At 72.6% G+C, this 21,279-nt stretch carries 26 protein-coding genes; 16 read left to right on the top strand and 10 right to left on the bottom strand.

Features of this window, described 5'->3' with window-relative positions; translation table 11 throughout:
* Positions 1 to 21: 21 nt before the first annotated feature.
* The 5 genes from RQG84_RS11590 to RQG84_RS11570 are packed head-to-tail and all read right to left on the bottom strand — an operon-like array spanning position 22 to position 2,731.
* Entirely contained in the window at positions 22 to 441 is a 420-nt protein-coding gene (locus RQG84_RS11590; RefSeq protein WP_311210159.1) for a type II toxin-antitoxin system VapC family toxin, read from the bottom strand.
* Complete coding sequence (locus RQG84_RS11585) at positions 438 to 671, bottom strand: FitA-like ribbon-helix-helix domain-containing protein (RefSeq protein WP_311210158.1); 234 nt, start codon at positions 669 to 671, stop codon at positions 438 to 440. The genes RQG84_RS11590 and RQG84_RS11585 overlap by 4 nt, the downstream gene beginning before the upstream one ends.
* A gap of 49 nt (positions 672 to 720) precedes the next feature.
* Positions 721 to 1,809: a redox-regulated ATPase YchF gene (ychF, locus tag RQG84_RS11580; RefSeq protein WP_311210157.1), complete on the bottom strand. Its 1,089-nt coding sequence runs from the start codon at positions 1,807 to 1,809 to the stop codon at positions 721 to 723.
* Between the two features lie 46 nt (positions 1,810 to 1,855).
* Positions 1,856 to 2,137 carry a hypothetical protein gene (locus tag RQG84_RS11575; RefSeq protein ID WP_311210156.1) on the bottom strand — a complete coding sequence of 94 codons (282 nt, stop codon included), beginning with the start codon at positions 2,135 to 2,137 and terminating at the stop codon, positions 1,856 to 1,858.
* A 9-nt stretch (positions 2,138 to 2,146) separates the two neighbouring features.
* Entirely contained in the window at positions 2,147 to 2,731 is a 585-nt protein-coding gene (locus tag RQG84_RS11570; protein ID WP_311210155.1) for a GNAT family N-acetyltransferase, read from the bottom strand.
* A 38-nt stretch (positions 2,732 to 2,769) separates the two neighbouring features.
* Here RQG84_RS11570 and RQG84_RS11565 point away from each other — a divergent pair, with 38 nt between their 5' ends.
* From RQG84_RS11565 to RQG84_RS11555, 3 genes are read left to right on the top strand one after another with little or no spacing between them, the layout of a single operon-like run.
* A complete protein-coding gene (locus tag RQG84_RS11565; RefSeq protein ID WP_311210154.1) occupies positions 2,770 to 3,129 on the top strand; it encodes an antibiotic biosynthesis monooxygenase in 360 nt (119 codons plus the stop codon).
* Between the two features lie 60 nt (positions 3,130 to 3,189).
* Complete coding sequence (locus tag RQG84_RS11560) at positions 3,190 to 3,657, top strand: DUF6542 domain-containing protein (RefSeq protein WP_311210153.1); 468 nt, start codon at positions 3,190 to 3,192, stop codon at positions 3,655 to 3,657.
* A gap of 3 nt (positions 3,658 to 3,660) precedes the next feature.
* The gene (locus tag RQG84_RS11555; RefSeq protein WP_311210152.1) at positions 3,661 to 4,491 is read left to right on the top strand and encodes a methyltransferase; all 831 of its coding nucleotides are present in this window, start codon (positions 3,661 to 3,663) and stop codon (positions 4,489 to 4,491) included.
* Here RQG84_RS11555 and RQG84_RS11550 read toward each other — a convergent pair.
* Positions 4,463 to 4,921 (bottom strand): YdeI/OmpD-associated family protein, encoded by a 459-nt coding sequence (locus RQG84_RS11550; protein WP_311210151.1) that lies wholly within the window; start codon positions 4,919 to 4,921, stop codon positions 4,463 to 4,465. The genes RQG84_RS11555 and RQG84_RS11550 overlap by 29 nt on opposite strands.
* Before the next feature lie 128 nt (positions 4,922 to 5,049).
* Between RQG84_RS11550 and ggt the strand changes: the two genes are divergently transcribed.
* Complete coding sequence (gene ggt, locus RQG84_RS11545) at positions 5,050 to 6,882, top strand: gamma-glutamyltransferase (RefSeq protein ID WP_311210150.1); 1,833 nt, start codon at positions 5,050 to 5,052, stop codon at positions 6,880 to 6,882.
* Positions 6,883 to 7,018: 136 nt separating this feature from the next.
* On the opposite strand, the gene RQG84_RS11540 is transcribed toward ggt, so the two are convergent.
* Entirely contained in the window at positions 7,019 to 8,008 is a 990-nt protein-coding gene (locus tag RQG84_RS11540; RefSeq protein WP_055964747.1) for a 4-hydroxy-3-methylbut-2-enyl diphosphate reductase, read from the bottom strand.
* A 264-nt stretch (positions 8,009 to 8,272) separates the two neighbouring features.
* On the opposite strand from RQG84_RS11540, the gene xseA reads away from it, so the two are divergent.
* Both xseA and RQG84_RS11530 read left to right on the top strand, forming a co-directional pair.
* Positions 8,273 to 9,487: an exodeoxyribonuclease VII large subunit gene (xseA, locus tag RQG84_RS11535; protein ID WP_311210149.1), complete on the top strand. Its 1,215-nt coding sequence runs from the start codon at positions 8,273 to 8,275 to the stop codon at positions 9,485 to 9,487.
* Entirely contained in the window at positions 9,477 to 9,722 is a 246-nt protein-coding gene (locus RQG84_RS11530) for an exodeoxyribonuclease VII small subunit (RefSeq protein ID WP_311210148.1), read from the top strand. The genes xseA and RQG84_RS11530 overlap by 11 nt, the downstream gene beginning before the upstream one ends.
* A gap of 19 nt (positions 9,723 to 9,741) precedes the next feature.
* On the opposite strand, the gene RQG84_RS11525 is transcribed toward RQG84_RS11530, so the two are convergent.
* Positions 9,742 to 10,272 (bottom strand): DUF4245 domain-containing protein, encoded by a 531-nt coding sequence (locus RQG84_RS11525; protein WP_311210147.1) that lies wholly within the window; start codon positions 10,270 to 10,272, stop codon positions 9,742 to 9,744.
* A gap of 80 nt (positions 10,273 to 10,352) precedes the next feature.
* On the opposite strand from RQG84_RS11525, the gene RQG84_RS11520 reads away from it, so the two are divergent.
* The 6 genes from RQG84_RS11520 to RQG84_RS11495 all read left to right on the top strand — a co-directional run bounded on the left by RQG84_RS11520 (position 10,353) and on the right by RQG84_RS11495 (position 15,260).
* Positions 10,353 to 10,742 (top strand): molybdopterin-binding protein, encoded by a 390-nt coding sequence (locus RQG84_RS11520; protein ID WP_055964735.1) that lies wholly within the window; start codon positions 10,353 to 10,355, stop codon positions 10,740 to 10,742.
* Positions 10,739 to 11,503: a molybdate ABC transporter substrate-binding protein gene (gene modA / locus RQG84_RS11515; protein WP_311210146.1), complete on the top strand. Its 765-nt coding sequence runs from the start codon at positions 10,739 to 10,741 to the stop codon at positions 11,501 to 11,503. The genes RQG84_RS11520 and modA overlap by 4 nt, the downstream gene beginning before the upstream one ends.
* A gap of 98 nt (positions 11,504 to 11,601) precedes the next feature.
* Entirely contained in the window at positions 11,602 to 12,366 is a 765-nt protein-coding gene (locus RQG84_RS11510; RefSeq protein WP_056553530.1) for an ABC transporter permease, read from the top strand.
* 2 nt (positions 12,367 to 12,368) lie between these two features.
* On the top strand, positions 12,369 to 13,418 hold the full coding sequence (locus RQG84_RS11505) for an ABC transporter ATP-binding protein (protein ID WP_311210145.1): 1,050 nt from the start codon (positions 12,369 to 12,371) through the stop codon (positions 13,416 to 13,418).
* Between the two features lie 29 nt (positions 13,419 to 13,447).
* Complete coding sequence (gene glpX / locus RQG84_RS11500) at positions 13,448 to 14,455, top strand: class II fructose-bisphosphatase (RefSeq protein WP_311210144.1); 1,008 nt, start codon at positions 13,448 to 13,450, stop codon at positions 14,453 to 14,455.
* A gap of 40 nt (positions 14,456 to 14,495) precedes the next feature.
* Entirely contained in the window at positions 14,496 to 15,260 is a 765-nt protein-coding gene (locus RQG84_RS11495) for a methyltransferase domain-containing protein (protein ID WP_311210143.1), read from the top strand.
* A 7-nt stretch (positions 15,261 to 15,267) separates the two neighbouring features.
* Here the strand turns inward: RQG84_RS11495 and RQG84_RS11490 are convergent, their stop codons facing one another.
* The gene (locus RQG84_RS11490) at positions 15,268 to 15,882 is read right to left on the bottom strand and encodes a GrpB family protein (protein ID WP_311210142.1); all 615 of its coding nucleotides are present in this window, start codon (positions 15,880 to 15,882) and stop codon (positions 15,268 to 15,270) included.
* A gap of 86 nt (positions 15,883 to 15,968) precedes the next feature.
* Here RQG84_RS11490 and RQG84_RS11485 point away from each other — a divergent pair, with 86 nt between their 5' ends.
* Positions 15,969 to 16,871 (top strand): alpha/beta fold hydrolase, encoded by a 903-nt coding sequence (locus RQG84_RS11485; RefSeq protein ID WP_311210141.1) that lies wholly within the window; start codon positions 15,969 to 15,971, stop codon positions 16,869 to 16,871.
* 18 nt (positions 16,872 to 16,889) lie between these two features.
* Here the strand turns inward: RQG84_RS11485 and RQG84_RS11480 are convergent, their stop codons facing one another.
* A complete protein-coding gene (locus RQG84_RS11480) occupies positions 16,890 to 17,258 on the bottom strand; it encodes a VOC family protein (protein ID WP_311210140.1) in 369 nt (122 codons plus the stop codon).
* Positions 17,259 to 17,337: 79 nt separating this feature from the next.
* Between RQG84_RS11480 and RQG84_RS11475 the strand changes: the two genes are divergently transcribed.
* The 3 genes from RQG84_RS11475 to RQG84_RS11465 are packed head-to-tail and all read left to right on the top strand — an operon-like array spanning position 17,338 to position 21,119.
* Entirely contained in the window at positions 17,338 to 17,967 is a 630-nt protein-coding gene (locus RQG84_RS11475) for a hypothetical protein (protein WP_311210139.1), read from the top strand.
* 22 nt (positions 17,968 to 17,989) lie between these two features.
* A complete protein-coding gene (locus RQG84_RS11470) occupies positions 17,990 to 19,690 on the top strand; it encodes a fumarate hydratase (protein WP_056580271.1) in 1,701 nt (566 codons plus the stop codon).
* A 31-nt stretch (positions 19,691 to 19,721) separates the two neighbouring features.
* The gene (locus RQG84_RS11465) at positions 19,722 to 21,119 is read left to right on the top strand and encodes a class II fumarate hydratase (RefSeq protein ID WP_311210138.1); all 1,398 of its coding nucleotides are present in this window, start codon (positions 19,722 to 19,724) and stop codon (positions 21,117 to 21,119) included.
* Positions 21,120 to 21,279: the final 160 nt, after the last annotated feature.

Genomic DNA, 21,279 nt, shown 5'->3' with positions numbered 1-21,279 from the left:
GCCACCCTCACACGTCGGTGATCAGGCGGTCCAGGGGTCGACGAACTCGACGCCCGTCCCAGCGAAGTCCTTGACGTTGCGCGTCGCGCACGTGGCCCCGTGCACGCGGCAGATCGCGGCGATCTGCGCGTCCGCCGTGTGGATGGGCAGCCCCGCCCGCTCCCTCGACGCGAGCACCTCCGCGTACTCGTCGGCAGCACGGGCGTCGAACGGCAGCACGGCCCGGGTCTCCCGGTAGGGCTCCAGCGCGACGTCGATCGCCGTCGACAGCGCGGTCCGGCGCTTCCCTTCAGGCAGCCGACGCACGCCGGCCAGCAGCTCCGCGAGTGTCACGGCGGTGATGGCCACGTCGCCGGTCAGCCCGGACATCCAGGTCATCACTCGCGGCTCGGGTGCTCGCCGAAGGACCTCGGAGACCACGTTGGTGTCGAGGACGATCACTCGAAGTCCACGGCACGGGCGTCGTCGGCCCGCTCGGGCAGCTGGAGCTCGTCGAACCCGCCGGCCTCCTCTGCCGCCCGCGCGAGAGCCAGGCCGATGTGCGGGCGACGGGTGCCCCTCGTGAGGATGTCGCGGGCCTCGGCCTCCATCGAGCGGCCGTTCTCCTTCGCCTGCGCAGCAAGCTGCCGCTTGACGGACTCGTCGAGCCCACGGACCACGATCGACGTCATGCGGCACCTCCTCGGGTGATATCAACAATGATATCACCCGGCACGAGGGTCAGACGTTGAAGCGGAACTCCACCACGTCGCCGTCGGCCATCACGTACTCCTTGCCCTCCATGCGGACCTTGCCGGCCGACTTCGCCGCGGCCATGGACCCGGCCTCGACGAGGTCGTCGAAGGAGACGATCTCGGCCTTGATGAAGCCCTTCTGGAAGTCGGTGTGGATCACGCCGGCGGCCTCGGGTGCGGTGGCACCCTTCGGGATCGTCCAGGCGCGCGTCTCCTTGGGACCGGCGGTCAGGTAGGTCTGCAGGCCGAGGGTGTCGAAGCCGACGCGGGCCAGCGCGTCGAGGCCCGGCTCCTCCACGCCCATCTCGGCGAGCATCTCCGCGCGCATGATCTCGGCCTCCTCGTCGTCGCCCAGCTCGACCAGCTCGGCCTCGCTCTTGGCGTCGAGGAACACGGCCTCGGCGGGGGCGACGATGTCGCGCATCTTCTGCTTGAGCGCCTCGTCGGCCAGCTCGTCGGCGTCGCAGTTGAAGACGAAGAGGAACCGCTTGGCGGTCATCAGGTGCAGGTCGCGCAGGAGCGCGAGGTCGAGCCCGGCGTTGAGCACGCCCGTGCCCGCCTCGAGCGCGGTCTGCGCCTTCTGCACCTCGGCCAGCTGCGCCGCGAGCGACTTGTCCTTGCGCGACTCCTTCTCGAGCCGCGGGACCGCCTTCTCGACGGTCTGCAGGTCCGCCAGGATCAGCTCGGTCGAGATGGTCTCGATGTCGCTGCTCGGGTCGACCTTGCCGTCGACGTGCGTCACGTCCTCGTCGCGGAACACGCGGGTGACCTGGCAGATCGCGTCGGACTCGCGGATGTGCGAGAGGAACGCGTTGCCCATGCCCTCGCCCTCGGACGCACCGCGGACGATGCCGGCGATGTCGACGAACTGGACCGTCGCCGGGAGGATCTTGGCCGAGCCGTGGATCTCCGCGAGCTTCTCGAGCCGCGAGTCCGGCACGCCGACCACGCCGACGTTCGGCTCGATCGTCGCGAACGGGTAGTTCGCCGCAAGGACGTCGTTCTTGGTCAGGGCGTTGAAGAGGGTCGACTTGCCCGCGTTGGGGAGTCCGACGATGCCGATGCTGAGTGCCACGAGACACCAGCCTACTGGTGCGGTGCGCGGCGGCGGACGGCGCGCGTCAGCCCCAGACCCGCACCCACAGGCGACGCCAGAAGCCCTCGGTCGCAGCCAGCTTGGCCCGACGTCGGCGCAGGGCCGCGGTCTCCCCGTCCGCAGCGCCGGCCCAGCCGCCGGTGGCCAGCCCGGTGCCCACGGCCTGCTCGGGCGACGCGCCGCCGACCATGGCCGAGCCCGCGCCCGAGAACTCGGCGAGCCGGCGGTAGCAGTCGTCGCACAGCAGCCGACCCGAGACGGTCTCGTGGGCGCCGGGACGTCTGCCGCACTGCGTGCAGGTGCTCATGCGGCGAACCTACTCCCGCACCTCGGTGGCGTCGAGGTGCTCGGGACGCAGCGTGAAGTGCCGGCTGACCCCGCCGTACCAGGGGTCGTCGGGCACCTCGCCGAGGTCCTCGGCGCCGAGCCGCCGCGCCACGGCCGCCGACGGCACGTTGTCGGGGTACATGCCGATGACGAGCGACTCGTGACCGGCGGCGAAGGCGCTTCGGGCGTGGGCCGCCGCGCCCTCGGTGGCGTACCCGTGCCCGGCGCTGTCGGGGTGCAGGTGCCAGCCCAGCTCGTACTCCCCCACGAACCCGCCGTCGATGCGCTCCATCCGCGACACCAGCACCGTCCCCGCCATCACCCCGGTCTCGCGCACCTCCAGCGCGCGCCACGCCTGCAGCGGGTCCTCCGCCTCGCGAGCGTTCACCCGGACGACCCACGCGCGAGCGGCGTCGAGGTCGGCCATGGGCACGAACGGCGGGTTGTCGAGCCAGCGGATCACGTCGAGCCTGGAGAGGATCGAGAGCACCCTCGGGGCGTCCGCCTCGCCGAAGCGGCGCACCGCGAGCCGCGGCGTCTCCACGCGCTCGGGGAAGTCCGACCCGGTGAGCATGAGCCCGAGCGTACGGACCCAGGTGCCACGATGGCCGCATGACCGTCATCAAGATCAACGCCATCACCGTGCCCGACGACGCCGGCGACGAGCTGGCCCACCGCTTCGCCGCCCGCGCCGGTGCCGTGGACGGAGCCGACGGGTTCGAGGGCTTCGAGCTGCTGCAGCCCACCGACGAGCGCACCCAGTGGCTCGTCGTCACCCGCTGGCGCGACGAGGACGCCTTCCAGGCCTGGCTGGCCTCGCCGTCGTTCGCGCACGGCCACCGGTCGGAGTCCGAGCGCGGTGGCGGCGACGCGCCCAAGCCGGTGTCGACCCACAGCGAGGTCTGGTCCTACCAGGTCGCCGGCGGATCGACCGGCAACCCCGCGGCCGACCCCACCCCCGGACCCGCCTGAGACCCGCCGTTCCAGCGCGCCGCCACGACTCTGTCGGTCCGATGCCCTAGCGTCACAGTCATGGCAGCCTCCGTGGCACCCTCGCCTGCCGGACTGGCCCGTCACGATCTCGGGGCCCGGCAGTCGATCCTGTTCGCCACCATGGCCCTCGCCGCCATCACCGCGCTCGACGTCGTCACCGACGGTCGCCTCGGCCTGATCTTCTCCGTGGGCTTCGTGCTCGTCGTGGTCACGGTGCCGCTCGCGGTCGACGTCCGCTCGCTGCTGCCGGCCGGCGTCCTGCCGCCCGTGCTGCTCCTCGTGTTCGTGGGCGTCGTGGCGGCCGCCTCGCCCGACGCGGTGGAGGTCTCCGGTCTGCCCGAGGGCACCGGCTGGTTCGGACGCACCCTCACCGGCGTCATCGACCGCGGCGTCACGCTCATGGTCGGCCACGGACTGGCCCTCGCCGCGGTCGTGGCCCGGATCGTGACCGACCCGCGCCACCCGCGCCGTACGCGGGTCGCCCGTCCGGCCCGTCGCACGGCCTGACCCGTGGAGGAGTACCTGCGGCTCAACCGCGCCATGTGGGACAGCCGCGCTGCACGGCACGCCGCCGCCGCGTCCTACGACCTCGACCGCTACCGCCGTGACCCGGCCGCGATCAGCGACGTCGTCCGCTTCGACCTGCCACGGCTCGGCGACGTCAGCGGCCTCGACACGGTGCACCTGCAGTGCCACATCGGCACCGACACCCTCAGCCTGCACCGCCTCGGCGCCAGCGTCACCGGGCTCGACCTCTCCCCCGCGTCGCTCACCGAGGCCCGCGCGCTCGCGGACGAGGTCGGCGCCGACATCGACTACGTCGAGTCCGACGTGTTCGACGCTCCTGAGGTGCTGGGCCGCGAACGCTTCGACCTCGTCTACACCGGCATCGGCGCGATCTGCTGGCTGCCCAGCATCGACCGGTGGGCCGCCACCGTCGCTGCGCTCCTGCGCCCAGGCGGGCGGCTGGTGTTCCGCGACTGCCACCCCATGCTCGGCACGCTCGACGTCGTCGACGACCGCATCGAGCTGGTCTACCCGTACGCCGAGCACGTCGAGCCCCTCGTCTTCGAGGACACCGCGTCCTACGTCGACCCCTCGGACCACTCACTTCCCGGGCTGCCGTCCCGCGAGTGGGCGCACGGTCTCGCGGAGATCCTCACCGCGCTCATGGCGCACGGCATGGTCCTCGAGACGGTGCTGGAGCACGACAGCGTGCCGTGGGTCGCGCTGCCGGGCCACATGACGCCGCACCCCGAGGCCCCCGGCGAGTTCCGCCTGACCGACCGGCCCGAGCGGCTCGCCGCCAGCTTCACGATCGTCGCGTCGCGCAGGCGCTGAGGGCGTCCAGCACCTTCTGCACCCGGCGGGCCCGGGTGTCGTCGCCCTTCGCGTCGGCCACGCTGCGCGCGTGCTCCTTGCGCCGCGAGGGGGCGAGCGCGTCGAAGGCGGCGCGGAGACCGGCAGACCCCAGCGCCTCAACCAGCGCCGGTGGCACCTCGACCTCGCGCGGGGCGTCGTCGCGCCGGATCACCACGTCGACGGTCTGCCCGACCTCGACGCCCAACGAGGCGCGGGCGGCCTTGCTGAGCCCCACCAGGTTCTCGCCGCCCATCCGGGCCAGCCGCAGGGGCACCGTCGTCCCACCGATCGTCACGGCCACGGGGAAGGCCTTCCCGTCGCCCAGCCCGGCCACCTGCTCGTCGGTGAGCACGACGGCCGCCGCCGGCCCGCGGGGCTCCAGCGTCGTGGTCATCCGCAGCTCTGTCATGGGTCCTCCTGGGGTCGGGGGGTCAGCGTAGGTCTCGTGCGCCTGGGGTTGCCAGGTGTCCGGGGGCTGCCTAGCGTGGACACGACCGGGCCCAGCCAGGGCCGACTTCGGGGGAAGCAGGTCGCACCATGACCGCACGCACGTCCGTCCGCCTCACCACCGGCCTGCTCGCCGCCGGTCTGGCCACCACCACGCTCGTTGCCACGACGTCGGCCGCCGAGGCCCGCAAGTCGGCGCCGCGACCACCTTCCGGCTCGTCGACCGCCGTCGGCTCCGGTGGAGCCGTGTCGTCCGTCGACGCCGAGGCGTCCCGCGTGGGACTCGACGTGCTGAAGCGTGGCGGCAACGCGGCCGACGCCGCCGTGGCCACCGCCTCGGCGCTCGGCGTCACCGAGCCCTACAGCGCCGGGATCGGCGGTGGCGGCTACTTCGTCTACTACGACGCGAAGCGCAAGAAGGTGTCGACGATCGACGGCCGTGAGACCGCGCCCGCCGGCATCACCCGTGACGCGTTCATCGACCCCGCGACCGGCGAGCCCTACCCATTCACGCCCGACCTCGTCTCGTCCGGCGTGGCCGTCGGCGTCCCCGGCACCCCGGCCACCTGGGAGGCGGCGCTGCGCGACCACGGCCGATGGTCGCTGCGCAAGGCCCTGGCGCCGTCCATCGCCCTGGCCTCGAGGGGCTTCCGGGTCGACGAGACGTTCCGCAGCCAGACGCTCGACAACGCCGAGCGCTTCGCGGCCTTCCCCGCCACGGCGAAGCTGTTCCTTCCGGGCGGCGACGCACCGAAGGTCGGCAGCACGTTCCGCAACCGCGACCTGGCCCGCACGCTCTCGCTCCTCGCGGCGAAGGGACCGCGTGCCTTCTACACCGGTGCGGTCGCCCGCGACGTCGCCCGCACCGTGCAGGCGCCGCCCAAGGACCCTGCCTCCGACCTGCCCGCACCCGCCGGCTCCATGACCGAGCGCGACCTCGCCGGGTACCGCGTGGACCGTCAGGCGCCGACACGGGCCCGCTACCGCGGTCTCGACGTGTACGGCATGGCGCCGTCGTCCTCCGGTGGCATCGCGGTGGGCGAGGCGCTCAACATCCTCGAGGGATTCCGGCTCGGTGGGGGCCAGCGCCTCGGCACGTCGCTGCACCTGTTCCTCGAGACCTCAGCCCGGGTCTTCGCCGACCGCGCCGCCTACGTCGGCGACGTGCCGGGCGTGCCGACGTCGACGCTGCTCAGCCAGCGCTTCGCCGACTCGCGGGCGTGCACGATCGACCCCGCAAAGGCGTCGACCCGCCCCGTCGCCGCCGGCGCGCTGGACGGTTCCGGCTGTGCCACGGTGGCCAACGAGGAGAAGCCCGACACCGAGAACATCTCCACCACGCACCTGTCCGTCGTCGACCGTTGGGGCAACGCCGCCTCGTACACGCTCACGATCGAGCAGACCGGCGGGTCGGGCATCACCGTCCCCGGCCGCGGGTTCCTGCTCAACAACGAGCTGACCGACTTCACGGCCGTCTACGACCCGAAGGACCCGAACCGCATCGAGCCCGGCAAGCGTCCGCGCTCGTCGATGTCGCCGACCATCGTGCTCGACCGCGGCCGCGTGAAGTACGTCGTGGGCTCGCCGGGCGGCGCCACCATCATCACGACGGTGCTGCAGGTGCTGGCGAACCGCATCGACCTCGGCATGACCCTGCCGCAGGCCGTGGCCGCACCGCGCGCGTCGCAGCGCAACGTCGCGGTGACGCCCGCCGAGCCCGCGTTCATCGAGCAGTACGGCTCCCTGCTCGCCCCGTTCGGTCAGCAGCTCACGCCGTCGGGCGACGCCTTCACCTCGCAGGCCGAGATCGGCGCAGCCGCCGCGATCGAGCAGGACCGGCGCGGTCGGCTCACCGCGGTCGCCGAGCCCGAGCGCCGCGGTGGCGGCACCGCCCTGGTCGTCAAGCCCGACCGGCGGCGCTGAGCGCCGCGACCCGGGTCGGCGATTCCCATCACTTGATGGGAATCACGAGCTCACCATGGTTCTTCCTCACTGACCCTGGAGGGAACACCGAGGTGAGTGGGGGGTTCCCATCACCTGATGGGAATCGTGGGACACCTCAGACGAGGCCGGCGGCCTTCATGTCCTTGCGCAGCTCGGGCGGGAGGGCGAAGGTGAGGGTCTCGTCGGCGGTGCGAACGGCGGCGGCGTCGGGGTGGCCGTGCTCCGACAGGTACGTCAGCACGTCCTGCACGAGGTCGTCGGGCACCGAGGCGCCCGACGTGACGCCCACGGTCTCGACGCCGTCGAGCCAGGCCTCGTCGAACTCGCTGATGTCGTCGATCCGGTACGACGCCTTGGCGCCGGCCTCGAGCGCGACCTCGACGAGGCGGACCGAGTTCGAGGAGTTCGAGGACCCCACGACGATGACCAGGTCGGCGTCCTTCGCGATCTCCTTGACCGCAACCTGACGGTTCTGGGTGGCGTAGCAGATGTCGTCGGACGGCGGGTCCTCCAGCTGCGGGAACTTCTCGCGCAGCCGGCGCACCGTCTCCATGGTCTCGTCGACGCTCAGCGTGGTCTGCGACAGCCACGACAGCTTGGTGCCCTCGGGGAACTCGAGGTCGTCGACGTCGGCCGGGCTCTGCACGAGCGTGATGTGCTCGGGAGCCTCGCCCGCGGTGCCCTCGACCTCCTCGTGGCCCTCGTGGCCGATGAGCAGGATGCGGTAGTCGTCGGCGGCGAACCGGCGAGCCTCGTGGTGCACCTTGGTGACCAGCGGGCAGGTGGCGTCGATGGTCTTGAGGCTGCGCTCGGCCGCCTCGGCGTGCACCATCGGCGACACGCCGTGGGCGGAGAACACGACCGTGGCGCCCTCGGGCACCTCGTCGAGCTCCTCCACGAAGATCGCGCCGCGGTCGGCCAGCGTGTTGACGACGTGCTTGTTGTGCACGATCTGCTTGCGCACGTACACGGGGGCGCCGTAGAGGTCGAGCGCCTTCTCGACCGTGATGACGGCGCGGTCGACGCCTGCGCAGTAGCCGCGCGGGTCGGCGAGGAGGACGCTCCCGCCGACGGGGGGCATGCCGAGGTGCACGTTGGTCGTCATGTCCCCCATCGTAACGACCGGGGACAGACGTCGACGACGTCCGGCGACCTGTCCGTGCCGGTCGCCGGCCGCGCCCCCGAGCCCCGAAGGTAGGTCTCGCACCTCTTCGGCCGTCGATGAGGTGCGAGACCTACCTCCGGGCGAGCCGTTCGGTGCGTCACCTACCTCTGACGGCTCGTTCGGCGCGTCACCTACCTCCGACGGCCGGGACGGGAGAGCCGCGGGTGGCGCGGAGCGTCAGGGCGACCTCCTAGGGTGTGGGCCATGGCCCTGGACACGAGCGCGGACTCCCCCGCGCCGCTGCGCCAGGTCTCCACGCTCATCGGGCAGTGGGTCGGCCGGCTCGGGCCGGTGTGGGTCGAGGCCGAGGTCGCCCAGCTGACCCGTCGTCCCGGCATCTGCTTCCTCGTCCTGCGCGACCTGCGCGCCACCCTCTCGGTGCGCGCCACGTGCCATGCCTCGGTGCTCGACGCGTCCCCCGCCCCGGTCACCGAGGGCGCGCGGGTGGTCGTGCACGCCAAGCCGGAGTTCTACGAGCCCAACGGATCGCTGACGCTGCAGATCCGCGAGATCCGGCCCGCCGGCGAGGGCGAGCTGCTCGCCCAGCTCGAGCGCCGCAAGCAGCTGCTGGCCGCCGAGGGCCTGTTCGACGCCCGGCTCAAGAAGCCGCTGCCGTTCCTGCCCGGCACCGTCGGCCTGGTCACCGGCCGCGCCTCGGCGGCCGAACGCGACGTGCTCGAGAACGCCCGGCTGCGCTGGCCCGGGGTGCGGTTCGAGGTCCGGCACGCCCTCATGCAGGGCAGCGGCTCGGCCCGCGCCGTGGCCGCCGCCGTCGAGGAGCTCGCGTCGCAGGTCGACGTCATCGTGGTCGCGCGCGGCGGTGGGTCGCTCGAGGACCTCCTGCCGTTCTCCGACGAGGCCCTGGTGCGCACCGTCCACGCCTGCCGCGTGCCGGTGGTCAGCGCCATCGGCCACGAGCAGGACACCCCGCTGCTCGACCTCGTGGCCGACGTCCGCGCGTCCACGCCCACCGACGCGGCCAAGCGGGTGGTCCCCGACGCCGCCGAGGAGAACGACCGGCTCGCCGGTGCCCGCGCCCGCCTGCGCCGAGCCGTCTCGGGCTTCGTCGAGCACGAGGCGCACGCGTTGGCCCAGCTGCGCTCCCGACCGGTGCTCGCCGCGCCACTCACGCTCGTCGACGCCCAGGAGGACGCCCTGGCGCACCTGCGCGAACGCACCCACCGGGCGCTCGGGCACCGGCTCGACCGCGAGCACGACGCCGTCGGCCACCACCTCGCGCGTGTGCGGGCCCTCTCGCCCCTGGCCACGCTCGAGCGCGGCTACGCCGTGGCCCAGACCGCCGACGGGCACGTGCTCACGTCGGTCCACGACGTCCCCGACGCCTTCGTCGTGCGCCTGGCCGACGGCAGCGCGCACGTCACCACCGACCGCACCGAGGAGACCCGCCATGCCGACTGACCCCGCCCCCGAGACGGAGCCCGACGGGCAGGAGCTCTCCTACGAGCAGGCCCGCGACGAGCTGGTCAGCGTCGTCCAGCGGCTCGAGAACGGTGGCGTCGGCCTCGAGGAGTCGCTCGCCCTGTGGGAGCGCGGCGAGCACCTGGCCGCCGTCTGCCAGCGATGGCTCGACGGTGCCCGCGCGCGGCTCGACCGTGCCGCCGGCCACGACGGTGACGAGGACGACGAGGCCTGACCGGGATCGACCGCTCGGCTCAGGAGAGGGACGCGAGGTACTGCTCGAGCGTCGCGCGGTCCACGTCGCTCGTCACGACGGCGGTGGTGCGCTGCTCGGGACCCTCCACCTCGCGCGAGTAGGTGCTCTCGCCGTCCGGTGAGGTCCACCGGGTCCAGGTCAGGCCACCGACCTGCACGTCGTCCACCCGCTCGCTGCCCTCGGCGTACTCGTCGACGGCGGCGTCCTCGCCCTCGGGCGCCTGCGTGAGCCCGATGAAGTCGGTGTCGGACGTCAACGTCCCCAGGCTCCACACGCCGTCGCGCACCCGCGACGACGTGACCTTCCAGCCCTCCGGCAGCGAGGTGGGCGCCAGCAGGTCGGCCCCGGTCTCGCGCTCGGCGCCGGGCAGCACGGCGGCGTAGTCGACCGCGGGCACGTCGGGCGTCTCGGGCGTGCTGCCGAACAGGAACTGCGTCGCGGCCCAGACCAGCAGCAGGGCGGCGCCGAGGACCCCGACGGAGCGGAGGATGTCCCCCAGCTTGGGATTGCCCCGACTGGAACCGGCCATGCGTCCTCCACTGCTCTGTCGTGCCGCACCTGCGGCTTGTTCGTCGGCGTACCGCCGCGAGTGCGGCTAGGCTCCGCGTCATGGTCGTGCACAGGCTCTCCGACGCCGCCGCGCTCGTCGGCGTCAGCGATGACACCCTACGACGCTGGCAGCAGCAGGGCCGGTTCAACCCGGTCGACGCCGACGGCCGGGCCGGCATCGAGGGTGTGGACCTCGCGAGGCTCGCCGCCGACCACGCGGCGACCCCCGACCACGGACCCGAGCACACGAGCGCGCGCAACCGGCTGCGCGGCATCGTCACCCGGGTCACGGCCGACACCGTGATGGCCCAGGTCGAGTTGGTCTGCGGGCCCTACCGCGTGGTCTCCCTCGTCAGCCGCGAGTCCGTCGACGCCCTCGGCCTCGAGCCCGGCGCCATCGCCTGGGCCACCGTCAAGTCCACCAACGTCTCGCTGGAGGTCACCCCGTGAAGCGTCTCGCCCTCCTCGTCCCGACCCTCGCCCTGGTCCTGTCAGGCTGCGGCAACAGCGACGCCGTGGACCCCCGGGCCGACGTCGACAGCACGCTCACCGTGTTCGCGGCGGCTTCGTTGAAGGGGTCCTTCACCGACCTCGCCGACCGCTTCGAGGAGCAGAACGAGGGCGTCACCGTGGAGCTGAGCTTCGCCGGGTCGTCCGACCTCGCCGCGCAGATCGCCGAGGGCGCCCCGGCCGACGTGTTCGCCTCGGCCGACGAGAAGAACATGACGACGCTCGTCGACGAGGACCTCGTGGAGGGCGAGCCGCAGGACTTCGCCACCAACACGCTCGTCATCGTGACCCCACCGGACGACCCGGGCGACGTCACGTCGCTGGCCGACCTGGGCAACCCCGACCTCGACGTCGTGGTCTGCGCGCCCCAGGTGCCGTGCGGTGCCGCCTCCGAGAAGCTCGCGAAGAAGGACGGTGTCACCCTGGCTCCCGACAGCGAGGAGCAGTCGGTGACCGACGTGCTGGCCAAGGTCGCGGCCGGCGAGGCCGACGCAGGCCTCGTGTACGTGACGGACGCCGAGGCCGCGGGCGACGACGTCGAGACCGTCGAGGTCCCCGGCGCCGACGACGTGGTCAACACCTACCCGATCGCGGCGCTCGCGGACGCCCGCCAGCCCGGGCTCGCACAGGACTGGGTCGAGTGGGTCACGAGCGACGAGGGTCAGAAGGTGCTGGACGACGCCGGCTTCGGCCCGCCGTGACCACGCCGACTTCCGCGCAGGCCCCCGCTGGGCGGCGCGGAGCTGGGCGGCGCGGGGCGGGCCGGCTCCGCGGGGACCGCTCCCCCACCTCCGGTGACCTGCCCGGCTGGATCTGGGTGCCCGCTGCGGCCGGCGCGGCCCTGGTGGTGCTGCCGCTCGTGGCCCTGCTCGCCCGCGTCGAGTGGACCGACCTGCCGTCGCTGCTGACGTCGGAGTCGGCGCGGTCGGCCCTCTGGCTGAGCCTGCGGACGGCGGCGGTGTCCACGGTGCTGTGCATCGTGCTGGGCGTGCCCATGGCCTTCGTGCTGGCGCGCGCCCGGTTCCCCGGCCAGGCGCTCCTGCGCGCGCTCGTCCTGCTCCCGCTGGTGCTGCCACCGGTCGTGGGAGGCATCGCGCTGCTGGCCACGTTCGGTCGGCGGGGGCTGCTCGGCGAGTCGTTGGACGTGCTGGGCGTCCAGGTGGCGTTCTCCACGACCGCGGTGGTGCTGGCGCAGACGTTCGTCGCACTGCCGTTCCTGGTGATCAGCCTGGAGGGCAGCCTTCGGACGGCGGGCCGCCGCTACGAGGTGGTGGCCGCGACGCTCGGGGCACGCCCCACCACGGTCCTGCGCCGGGTCAGCATCCCCCTCGTGCTCCCGGGTCTCCTCTCCGGAGCCGTGCTGGCGTTCGCCCGCGCGCTGGGCGAGTTCGGCGCCACGATCACCTTCGCCGGCAGCCTGCAGGGGGTCACGCGCACGCTGCCGCTCGAGATCTACCTGCAGCGCGAGACCGATCCCGACGCCGCCGTCGCGCTGTCGCTGCTGCTCGTCGTCGCGGCGGTGGCCGTGATCGCACTGGTCCGCGGACGGGGGTCCTCGCTGTGAGCGTGCAGCTGCTCGTCGACGCCCCCGACCGCGGCGTCACGCTCGAGCTCGAGGTCGCGCCGGGCACCACCCTGGGCCTCGTGGGGCCCAACGGTGCCGGGAAGTCGACCGTGCTCGCCACGCTCGCCGGCACGCTGCGTCCGCAGCACGGCCGCGTGGTCGTCGACGGCGAGGTCCTGCTCGACACCACCTCCGGCACGTGGCGCGCCCCGCACGAGCGCGGCGTCGGCCTGCTCGCGCAGGAACCGCTGCTGTTCCCGCACCTCAGCGTCCTCGACAACGTGGCCTTCGGCCCACGCAGCGCGGGCACCCCGCGGGCCGCGGCACGGGAGACCGCCCGCGACCATCTCGACGAGCTGGGCTGTGCGGACCTGGCGGACCGCCGACCCGGAACCCTGTCGGGCGGTCAGGCCGCTCGGGTCGCCCTGGCCAGGGCGCTGGCCCCCGACCCACGTCTGCTGCTGCTCGACGAGCCGATGGCCGCCCTCGACGCGGGCACCGTCCCCCTGCTGCGCTCGGCGCTCGCGCAGGTGCTGCGCCGACGTCGGCAGGAGGGCAGGACGGCCGTCCTGGTCACCCACGACGTGCTCGACGCCCTGCTGCTGACGGACCGGCTCGCGGTCGTCGAGGACGGCCGCCTGGTCGACGTCGGCCCCACCGCGCGCGTCCTCGAGCAGCCACGGAGCAGGTTCGCCGCCGACCTCGCCGGACTCAACCTGGTGCGCGGCACCGCGACCGGCCCGGGCCTGCACGGTGACGACGGGCTGGTGGTGCACGCCGCCACGGCCGCACTCCCCGACGGCAGCCCGGCCGTGGCCGTCCTGGACCCGGCGGCGGTCGCGGTGCACCTCGACGCCCCCGTCGGGAGCCCGCGCAACGTGTGGCCCGCCACCGTCACGTCGGTCGAGCCGCGCGGCCGTCGCGCGCTCGTGCGGACCGACGTCGTGAGCGCCGACGTGACCGTCGACGCCGTCGCCGAGCTGCGGCTGGAGCCCGGCCGTCACGTCCACCTGGTGGTCAAGGCGAGCGAGGTCCAGGTGCACGGGCTCTGAGCGACGCCCGTCGCCGGTAGGGTGCACTCGTGGACAGCCTGCAGCCCGCCGCCCAAGCCCCGGACCGCAACCTCGCCCTGGACCTCGTCCGAGTCACGGAGGCCGGCGCCATGGCCGCCGGCCGCTGGGTCGGGCGCGGGGACAAGAACGGCGCCGACGGCGTGGCCGTCAACGCGATGCGGAGCCTCATCAACACCGTCGCGATGAACGGTGTCGTCGTCATCGGCGAGGGCGAGAAGGACGAGGCCCCGATGCTGTTCAACGGCGAGCACGTCGGCGACGGCACGGGCCCGGAGTGCGACGTGGCGGTCGACCCGATCGACGGCACGACGCTCTGCGCCAAGGGCATGCCCAACGCCATCGCGGTCATGGCCGTCGCGCCCCGCGGCTCCATGTACGACCCGTCGGCCGTCTTCTACATGGAGAAGCTCGTGGCCGGCCCCGAGGCCGCCGACGCCGTCGACATCCGACTTCCCGTGGCCGAGAACATCGCCCGCGTGGCCAGGGCCAAGGGCATCAGCAACAGCGACGTCACGGTCTGCGTGCTCGACCGACCCCGCCACGCCGACCTCACGCAGCAGATCCGTGACGCGGGCGCGCGCATCAAGTTCATCAGCGACGGCGACGTCGCCGGGGCCATCGTGGCGGTGCAGCCCGACTCCGGCGTGGACCTGCTCGTCGGCACCGGTGGCACCCCCGAGGGCATCATCACCGCGTGCGCCATCAAGGCGATCGGCGGCGTGATCCAGGGCCGCCTCGCCCCCACCGACGACGACGAGCGGCAGCGTGCGATCGACGCCGGCCACGACCTCGACCGCGTGCTGCTCACCGACGACCTCGTGGTCGCCGACGACTGCTTCTTCGTGGCCACCGGCATCACCGACGGCGAGCTGCTGTCCGGGGTGCGCTACTCGGCCGGCAAGGCGTTCACCGAGTCGATCGTGATGCGCTCGCGCAGCGGCACGATCCGCAAGATCACCAGCGAGCACCAGCTCACGAAGCTCAAGGCGTACTCGTCGATCGACTACGAGCACTGAGCCTGCACTGAACGCAGCGCGGCCGACGATCGGGGGATCCATGGAGACGTCTGACGAGGGACGCGCCCGTCACGTGCGCAGCGTCGACGACGTGCTGGCCCTCATGGACACCCTCTTCGAGTCGGCCGCCGACCGGTGGTCCGACGGGGCGGGCCGGTCCTGGTGGGACGACTTCTACACCGACCGGTCGCGCCCGGTGCCGTTCTTCGTCGACAAGCCCGACGAGAACCTCGTCGCCTGGCTCGACGCCGGGCTGGTGCCTCCGGGCCGCGCGCTCGACCTCGGCTGCGGCGCAGGGCGCAACGCCCGTCACCTGGCGTCGCGCGGGTTCCAGGTCGACGGCATCGACCTGTCGCAGACGGCCGTCGCGTGGGCCCGCGAGCACGCACCCGACCAGGAGTCGGCCCAGGAGCCAGCACCGCGCTTCCTCGTCGGCGACGCACTCGGCGAGGCCGGCGCGACCCTGACGGGTCCGTACGACCTCGTGTACGACTCGGGCTGCCTGCACCACCTGCCGCCGCACCGACGCATCGCGTACCTGCGCCTGATCGACCGCGTCCTCGCACCGGGCGGCGTCCTCGGGGTCGTCTGCTTCGCCGACGGGCGGATGGGCACGAGCGTCCCGGACGCCGAGCTGTACCTGCGCGGCGGGCTCGAGGGCGGGCTGGCGTTCACGCCGGAGTCGCTGCGCTGGATCTTCCAGGACCTCGAGCCCGTCGAGTCCCGGCCGATGCTGGCCCAGGACGCGGACTCCGCACTCTTCGGCGAGGAGTTCCTCCTCACCGCGCTCTTCCGACGCCCGTGAGGTGGTCTCAGCGCGGGCGCGGCAGGCCGGCGGCGGCGAAGACCCGCGCATAGATCTCCCGCACCACCGTCTGCTTGCGTGCGTTGTACTGCATCACGTGCTCGCCCGCCTCGGCCGCGGCTGCCGCCGCCGCTCGCTTGGCGGTGGCGTACAGCTCTCGGTCGTCGGGGTGGCTGCGCAGCCAGTCGCGGAACATCGGCATCCGCACGACCTCGGGTGAGTCCGCGGCATGCACGTGCAGGTTGGTGCGCGGGGCAGCATGGCGCAGCATCCGGTGCTCGTGCCACCAGGGTTCCCGCACCGTGAGCACGAAGCCCTGCTCCTCGAGCGCCGGGACGTAGGCGTCCTCGTCAGCGGGATCGGGCACCACGAGCACGAGGTCGATGATCGGCTTGGCCGGCAGCCCGGGCACCGACGTGGACCCCACGTGCTCGAGGCTCACGACGTTCGGCCCGAGCGCGGCGCGCACGGTCGCCACCAGTCGGGCCGCCTGCTCCGGCCAGGTCGGGTCCGGGTCCACGACCGCCACCTCGCGGCCCGGTCCCGCACCACCGACCCAGGGGCTCGATCCCGGCGGCGGCTCGGCGTCGTCGAAGCGGACGATCTCCTCGGAGGTGGCCATCGTCCGACCCTAGACCGCCGGACGGACGACCGGGCCACCGTCCGTTCCACGGGCCCAGCTGGTCCCGAAACCGTACGATCGGGTCCATGGCCGGTTCTGGAGAACAGTTCGCGCACCTGCCCTCGGGCATCGACCTCTGCTTCGAGACGTTCGGTGACCCGAGTGATCCACCCGTCCTGCTCGTCATGGGTCTGGGCGGGCCGATGGGCTGGTGGGACAGCGAGTTCTGCGAGCGTCTGGTGGCCCGCGGCTTCTTCGTCGTCCGCTACGACAACCGCGACACCGGCCGCTCCACCAAGCTGCGCCAGCACCGGGTCAGCCGGATCGACATCCTCAAGGCGGTGGCGGGCCTGGCGAAGGCGCCGTACTCCATCGGCGACCTGGCCACCGACGCCTTCGGCCTGCTCGACCACCTCGGCATCGACGCGGCGCACGTCGTGGGCGTGTCGATGGGCGGGATGATCGTGCAGACCATGGCCGTGGCCGAGCCCGACCGGGTGCTGTCGCTGACGTCGATCATGTCGACCACCGGCAAGCGCACCGTCGGGTACCAGAACCCCAAGATCCTGCCGGCCCTGCTGAGCAAGGCCGGGCACACCCGCGACGAGTACGTGGCCCGCTCGCTGCGCGGCACGTCGATGATCTCGTCGCCGGACTTCCCGACCGACGAGGAGTTCGCCCGCAACCGCGCCTACGAGACGTACGACCGCGGCTGGTCGGCCGGCGGCGTCACGCGCCAGCTCATGGCGATCCTCACGCAGCCCGACCGCACCGTGGACCTCGAGGCGCTCGACGTGCCCTCCACCGTGATCCACGGCCTGAAGGACCCGCTCGTGCACCGCTCGGGCGGCCGCGCCACGGCCGCCGCCCTCAAGGGCTCGGAGCACCTCGAGATCGCCGGCATGGCCCACGACCTGCCCAGCCAGCTCTACGACACGATCATCGACGCAGTCGTGCGCACGGTCGAGCGCGCCTCCGCGCGGCACTAGTCGTCCCAGGGCCGGGGCTCAGGACTCGCTCCACACCCCGAGCCGGTTGCCCGCGGGATCGGTGAAGTGGAACCGCCGCCCACCGGGGAAGGCGAAGATGTCGTCGACCACCGAGCCGCCGGCGTCGAGGACCGCTTGGCGCGTGGTCTCGAGGTCGGCCGACCACAGCTGCACGAGCGGGCCGCTCGTCCCCGGGGTCCCGGCCGGGTCGAGGCCGCCGACCTCACCCTCGCCGTCGAGAGCCTGGATGCCGACGTAGGCGGGGTCGTCGGCCGGGCCGTAGTCGGTGAAGGACCAGCCGAAGGCCGCGCCGTAGAAGGCCTTCGCAGCCTGCAGGTCCGGTGCCGGGAGCTCGACGTAGTCGATGCCGTGGTGGGTGTGCGTCATGGCGCGACGCTAGCCCCGACCGCCGACACCCTCGACCACCGAGACCTGGGCCCACGGCGACCGTCCTAGGCTGGCCGACGTGGACGACGAGGTGGTGGTGCGGACGCGGGCCGACGGCGCCACGGAGCTGCGCGTCAACGGCGTCTTCGTCATGGACGACGTCGAGACCTCCTCCGAGCGGGTGCTCGCGGAGCACGCGCTCGACGCAGGAGCCCGTGAGGTGCTCGTCGGGGGCCTCGGACTCGGGTTCACCGCCCGTGCGCTGCTCGAGGCCGAGGGTGGTCGACGCGTCGAGCGGCTGGTGGTGGCGGAGCTGCACGACGGCGTGCTCCGGGCGGTGCGCGACGGGGCCGGCGCCGGTCCCGAGGTGCTCGACGACCCGCGCTGCACCGTGGTCGTCGGCGACGTGCTCGACGTCGTCGCGGCCCAGCCCGCGGCGTCGCTCGACGCCGTGCTCCTCGACGTCGACAACGGACCGGACTTCCTCGTGCACGACGCCAACGCGGCCGTCTACGACTCCACCGGGGTGCGCGCGTGCGCCCGTGCGCTGAGGCCGGGCGGGACGCTGGCCGTGTGGTCGATGGCCGACTCCGAGCCCCTGCGCGAGCGGCTCGGCGAGGTGCTCGACGACGTCCGCGCCGTCGCCGTGCCCGTCGACCTGCAGGGCCGCGCCGAGCACTACTGGGTCCTCACCGGCCACGCCCGCTGACCAGGAACGCTATGGTCGCCCCGTGGCAGCCGCAGACTTCCTCTACTCCGACCTGCTCCCGACCGGGCCCGACGAGACGCCCTACCGTCTCGTCACCACCGAGGGCGTCTCGACGTCCGAGGTCACCCTGCCGGACGGCAGCACCCGCACCTTCCTGCACGTGGAGCCCGAGGCGATCCGCCGGCTCACCGCGGAGGCGATGCACGACATCAGCCACTACCTGCGGCCCGCGCACCTCGCCCAGCTGCGGCGCATCATCGACGACCCGGAGGCCTCCGGCAACGACCGGTTCGTGGCGCTCGACCTGCTGAAGAACGTCAACATCTCCGCCGGTGGCGTGCTGCCCATGTGCCAGGACACCGGCACCGCGATCGTCATGGGCAAGAAGTCCGAGGGCGTCCTCACCGGCGCCGACGACGCCGAGGCCATCAGCCGGGGCGTGCACGACGCCTACACGACGCTCAACCTGCGGTACAGCCAGCTCGCTCCCCTCACCACGTACGAGGAGAAGAACACCGGCACCAACCTGCCGGCACAGATCGAGCTGTACTCCACGCCCGGCACCAAGCCCACCCCCGAGTACTCGTTCCTGTTCATGGCCAAGGGCGGCGGGTCGGCCAACAAGTCGTTCCTGTACCAGGAGACGAAGGCGATCCTGAACCCCACGCGGCTGCTGGAGTTCCTCGACGAGAAGATCAAGAGCCTCGGCACCGCCGCCTGCCCGCCGTACCACCTGGCGGTCGTCATCGGCGGCACGTCGGCGGAGTTCGCGCTCAAGACCGCCAAGTACGCGTCGGCGCACTACCTCGACGAGCTGCCCACCGAGGGCTCGATGAGCGCCCACGGCTTCCGCGACGTCGAGCTGGAGCAGCAGGTCTTCGAGCTGACGCAGTCGTTCGGCATCGGCGCCCAGTTCGGCGGCAAGTACTTCTGCCACGACGTCCGCGTCGTGCGCCTGCCCCGCCACGGCGCCTCCTGCCCCGTGGCCATCGCCGTCTCCTGCTCGGCCGACCGCCAGGCGCGCGCCAAGATCACCCCCGAGGGCGTGTTCCTCGAGCAGCTCGAGACCGACCCGGCCCAGTACATGCCCGACGCCGGCGTGGCCGAGGACATCAGCGGCGGCGAGGTCGTGCAGGTCGACCTCACGCGACCGATGGACGAGATCCGCGCCCAGCTGTCGCAGTACCCGGTCAAGACGCGGCTGTCGCTCACCGGTCCGCTCGTCGTGGCCCGCGACATCGCGCACGCCAAGATCGCCGAGCTGCTCGACGCCGGGAAGCCGATGCCGCAGTACATGAAGGACCACCCCGTCTACTACGCCGGACCGGCCAAGACGCCCGAGGGCATGGCGTCCGGGTCGTTCGGACCGACGACGGCCGGCCGCATGGACTCCTACGTGCGCCGCTTCCAGGAGGCCGGCGGCTCCCTGGTCATGCTCGCCAAGGGCAACCGCAGCAAGCAGGTCACCGAGGCGTGCGACGCGTTCGGCGGCTTCTACCTGGGTTCCATCGGTGGTCCGGCCGCCCGTCTGGCCCAGGACTGCATCCGCAGCCAGGAGGTGCTGGAGTACCCCGAGCTGGGCATGGAGGCGGTCTGGAAGATCGAGGTCGAGGACTTCCCGGCGTTCATCGTGGTCGACGACAAGGGCAACGACTTCTTCACCGACCCGTCCGGTGCCGTCACCGTGCCGGTCACCGGGTTGCGCGTCCGCTCCGCCGAGTAGCCGTCCGACGGGCCCGCGCTAGCGTGGTCGCATGACCGAGACCGACACGACCTGGCGCATCGAGCACGACACCATGGGCGAGGTGAAGGTGCCCGCCGACGCCCTCTGGCGGGCGCAGACCCAGCGCGCCGTCGAGAACTTCCCGATCTCCGGCACCCCGATCGAGCCGGCCCAGATCAAGGCCCTGGCCCAGATCAAGGGTGCCTGCGCGAAGGCCAACGCCGAGCTGGGCATCCTCGACGCCGACGTCGCCGAGGCGATCGTCGCCGCCGCGGCCGAGGTCGCCACCGGCGCCCACGACAGCCAGTTCCCGATCGACGTGTTCCAGACCGGGTCGGGCACGTCGAGCAACATGAACACCAACGAGGTCATCGCCACCCTCGCCACGCGCTCGCTCGGCAAGGACGTGCACCCGAACGACCACGTCAACGCGTCGCAGTCGAGCAACGACGTCTTCCCGACGTCGATCCACGTGGCTGCCACGGCCTCCACGGTCAACGAGCTGCTGCCCGACCTCGACCACCTCGCGCAGGCCCTCGAGCGCAAGGCCGACGAGTTCGCCGAGGTCGTGAAGTCCGGCCGCACGCACCTGATGGACGCCACCCCCGTGACCCTCGGCCAGGAGTTCGCCGGGTACGCGGCCCAGGTGCGCAAGGGCATCGCCCGCATCGAGCGCGCACTGCCGTCGGCCGCCGAGGTCCCGCTGGGCGGCACCGCCGTCGGCACGGGCATCAACACCCCGGTCGGGTTCCCGCAGCGGGTCATCGAGCTGCTCGCGGCCGACACGGGCCTGCCGATCACCGAGGCCACCGACCACTTCGAGGCCCAGGGCGCCCGCGACGGGATCGTCGAGCTGTCCGGGGCGCTGCGCACCGTCGCCGTCAGCCTCACGAAGATCTGCAACGACCTGCGCTGGATGGGCTCCGGACCCCGCACGGGTCTCGGCGAGATCAACCTGCCGGACCTGCAGCCCGGGTCGAGCATCATGCCCGGCAAGGTGAACCCGGTGCTGCCCGAGGCCACGCTCATGGTGTGCGCGCAGGTCATCGGCAACGACGCGACGATCACGTACGCGGGCGCGTCGGGGTCGTTCGAGCTGAACGTGCAGCTGCCGGTCATCGGCCGCAACGTCCTGGAGTCGATCCGGCTGCTGGGCAACACCTCGCGCGTCCTCGCCGACCGCTGCGTCGACGGCATCACGGCCAACGTCGAGCGGTGCCTCGAGCTCGCCGAGTCGAGCCCCTCGGTGGTCACGCCCCTCAACCGCCACATCGGCTACGAGAACGCTGCGGCCGTGGCCAAGAAGGCGGTCAAGGAGCGCAAGACGATCCGCGAGGTCGTGCTGGAGGAGGGCTACGTCGAGCGTGGCGACCTCTCCGAGGCCGACCTCGACGCCGCCCTCGACGTCATGAGCATGACCCACCCCTGACGCTCTCCCGGCGGTGGGTCGGAGACCGGTGGTCGAGTAGTCCGGACGGCGACGAAGGAGCTCGGCCGGACGTATCGAGACCACCCACCACCGGCCCCCATCGTGGTCTCGATACGCACGAAGCACGCTCGTACCTCGCGGCCCCGCGCTACTCGACCAC

Source organism: Aeromicrobium sp. WCS2018Hpa-31 (genome assembly GCF_031843905.1).
In the GTDB taxonomy this organism is placed as follows: Bacteria; Actinomycetota; Actinomycetes; order Propionibacteriales; family Nocardioidaceae; genus Aeromicrobium.
Note: the sequence above shows the minus strand (reverse complement) of the source record. Positions and strands in the feature narration are given on the sequence as shown.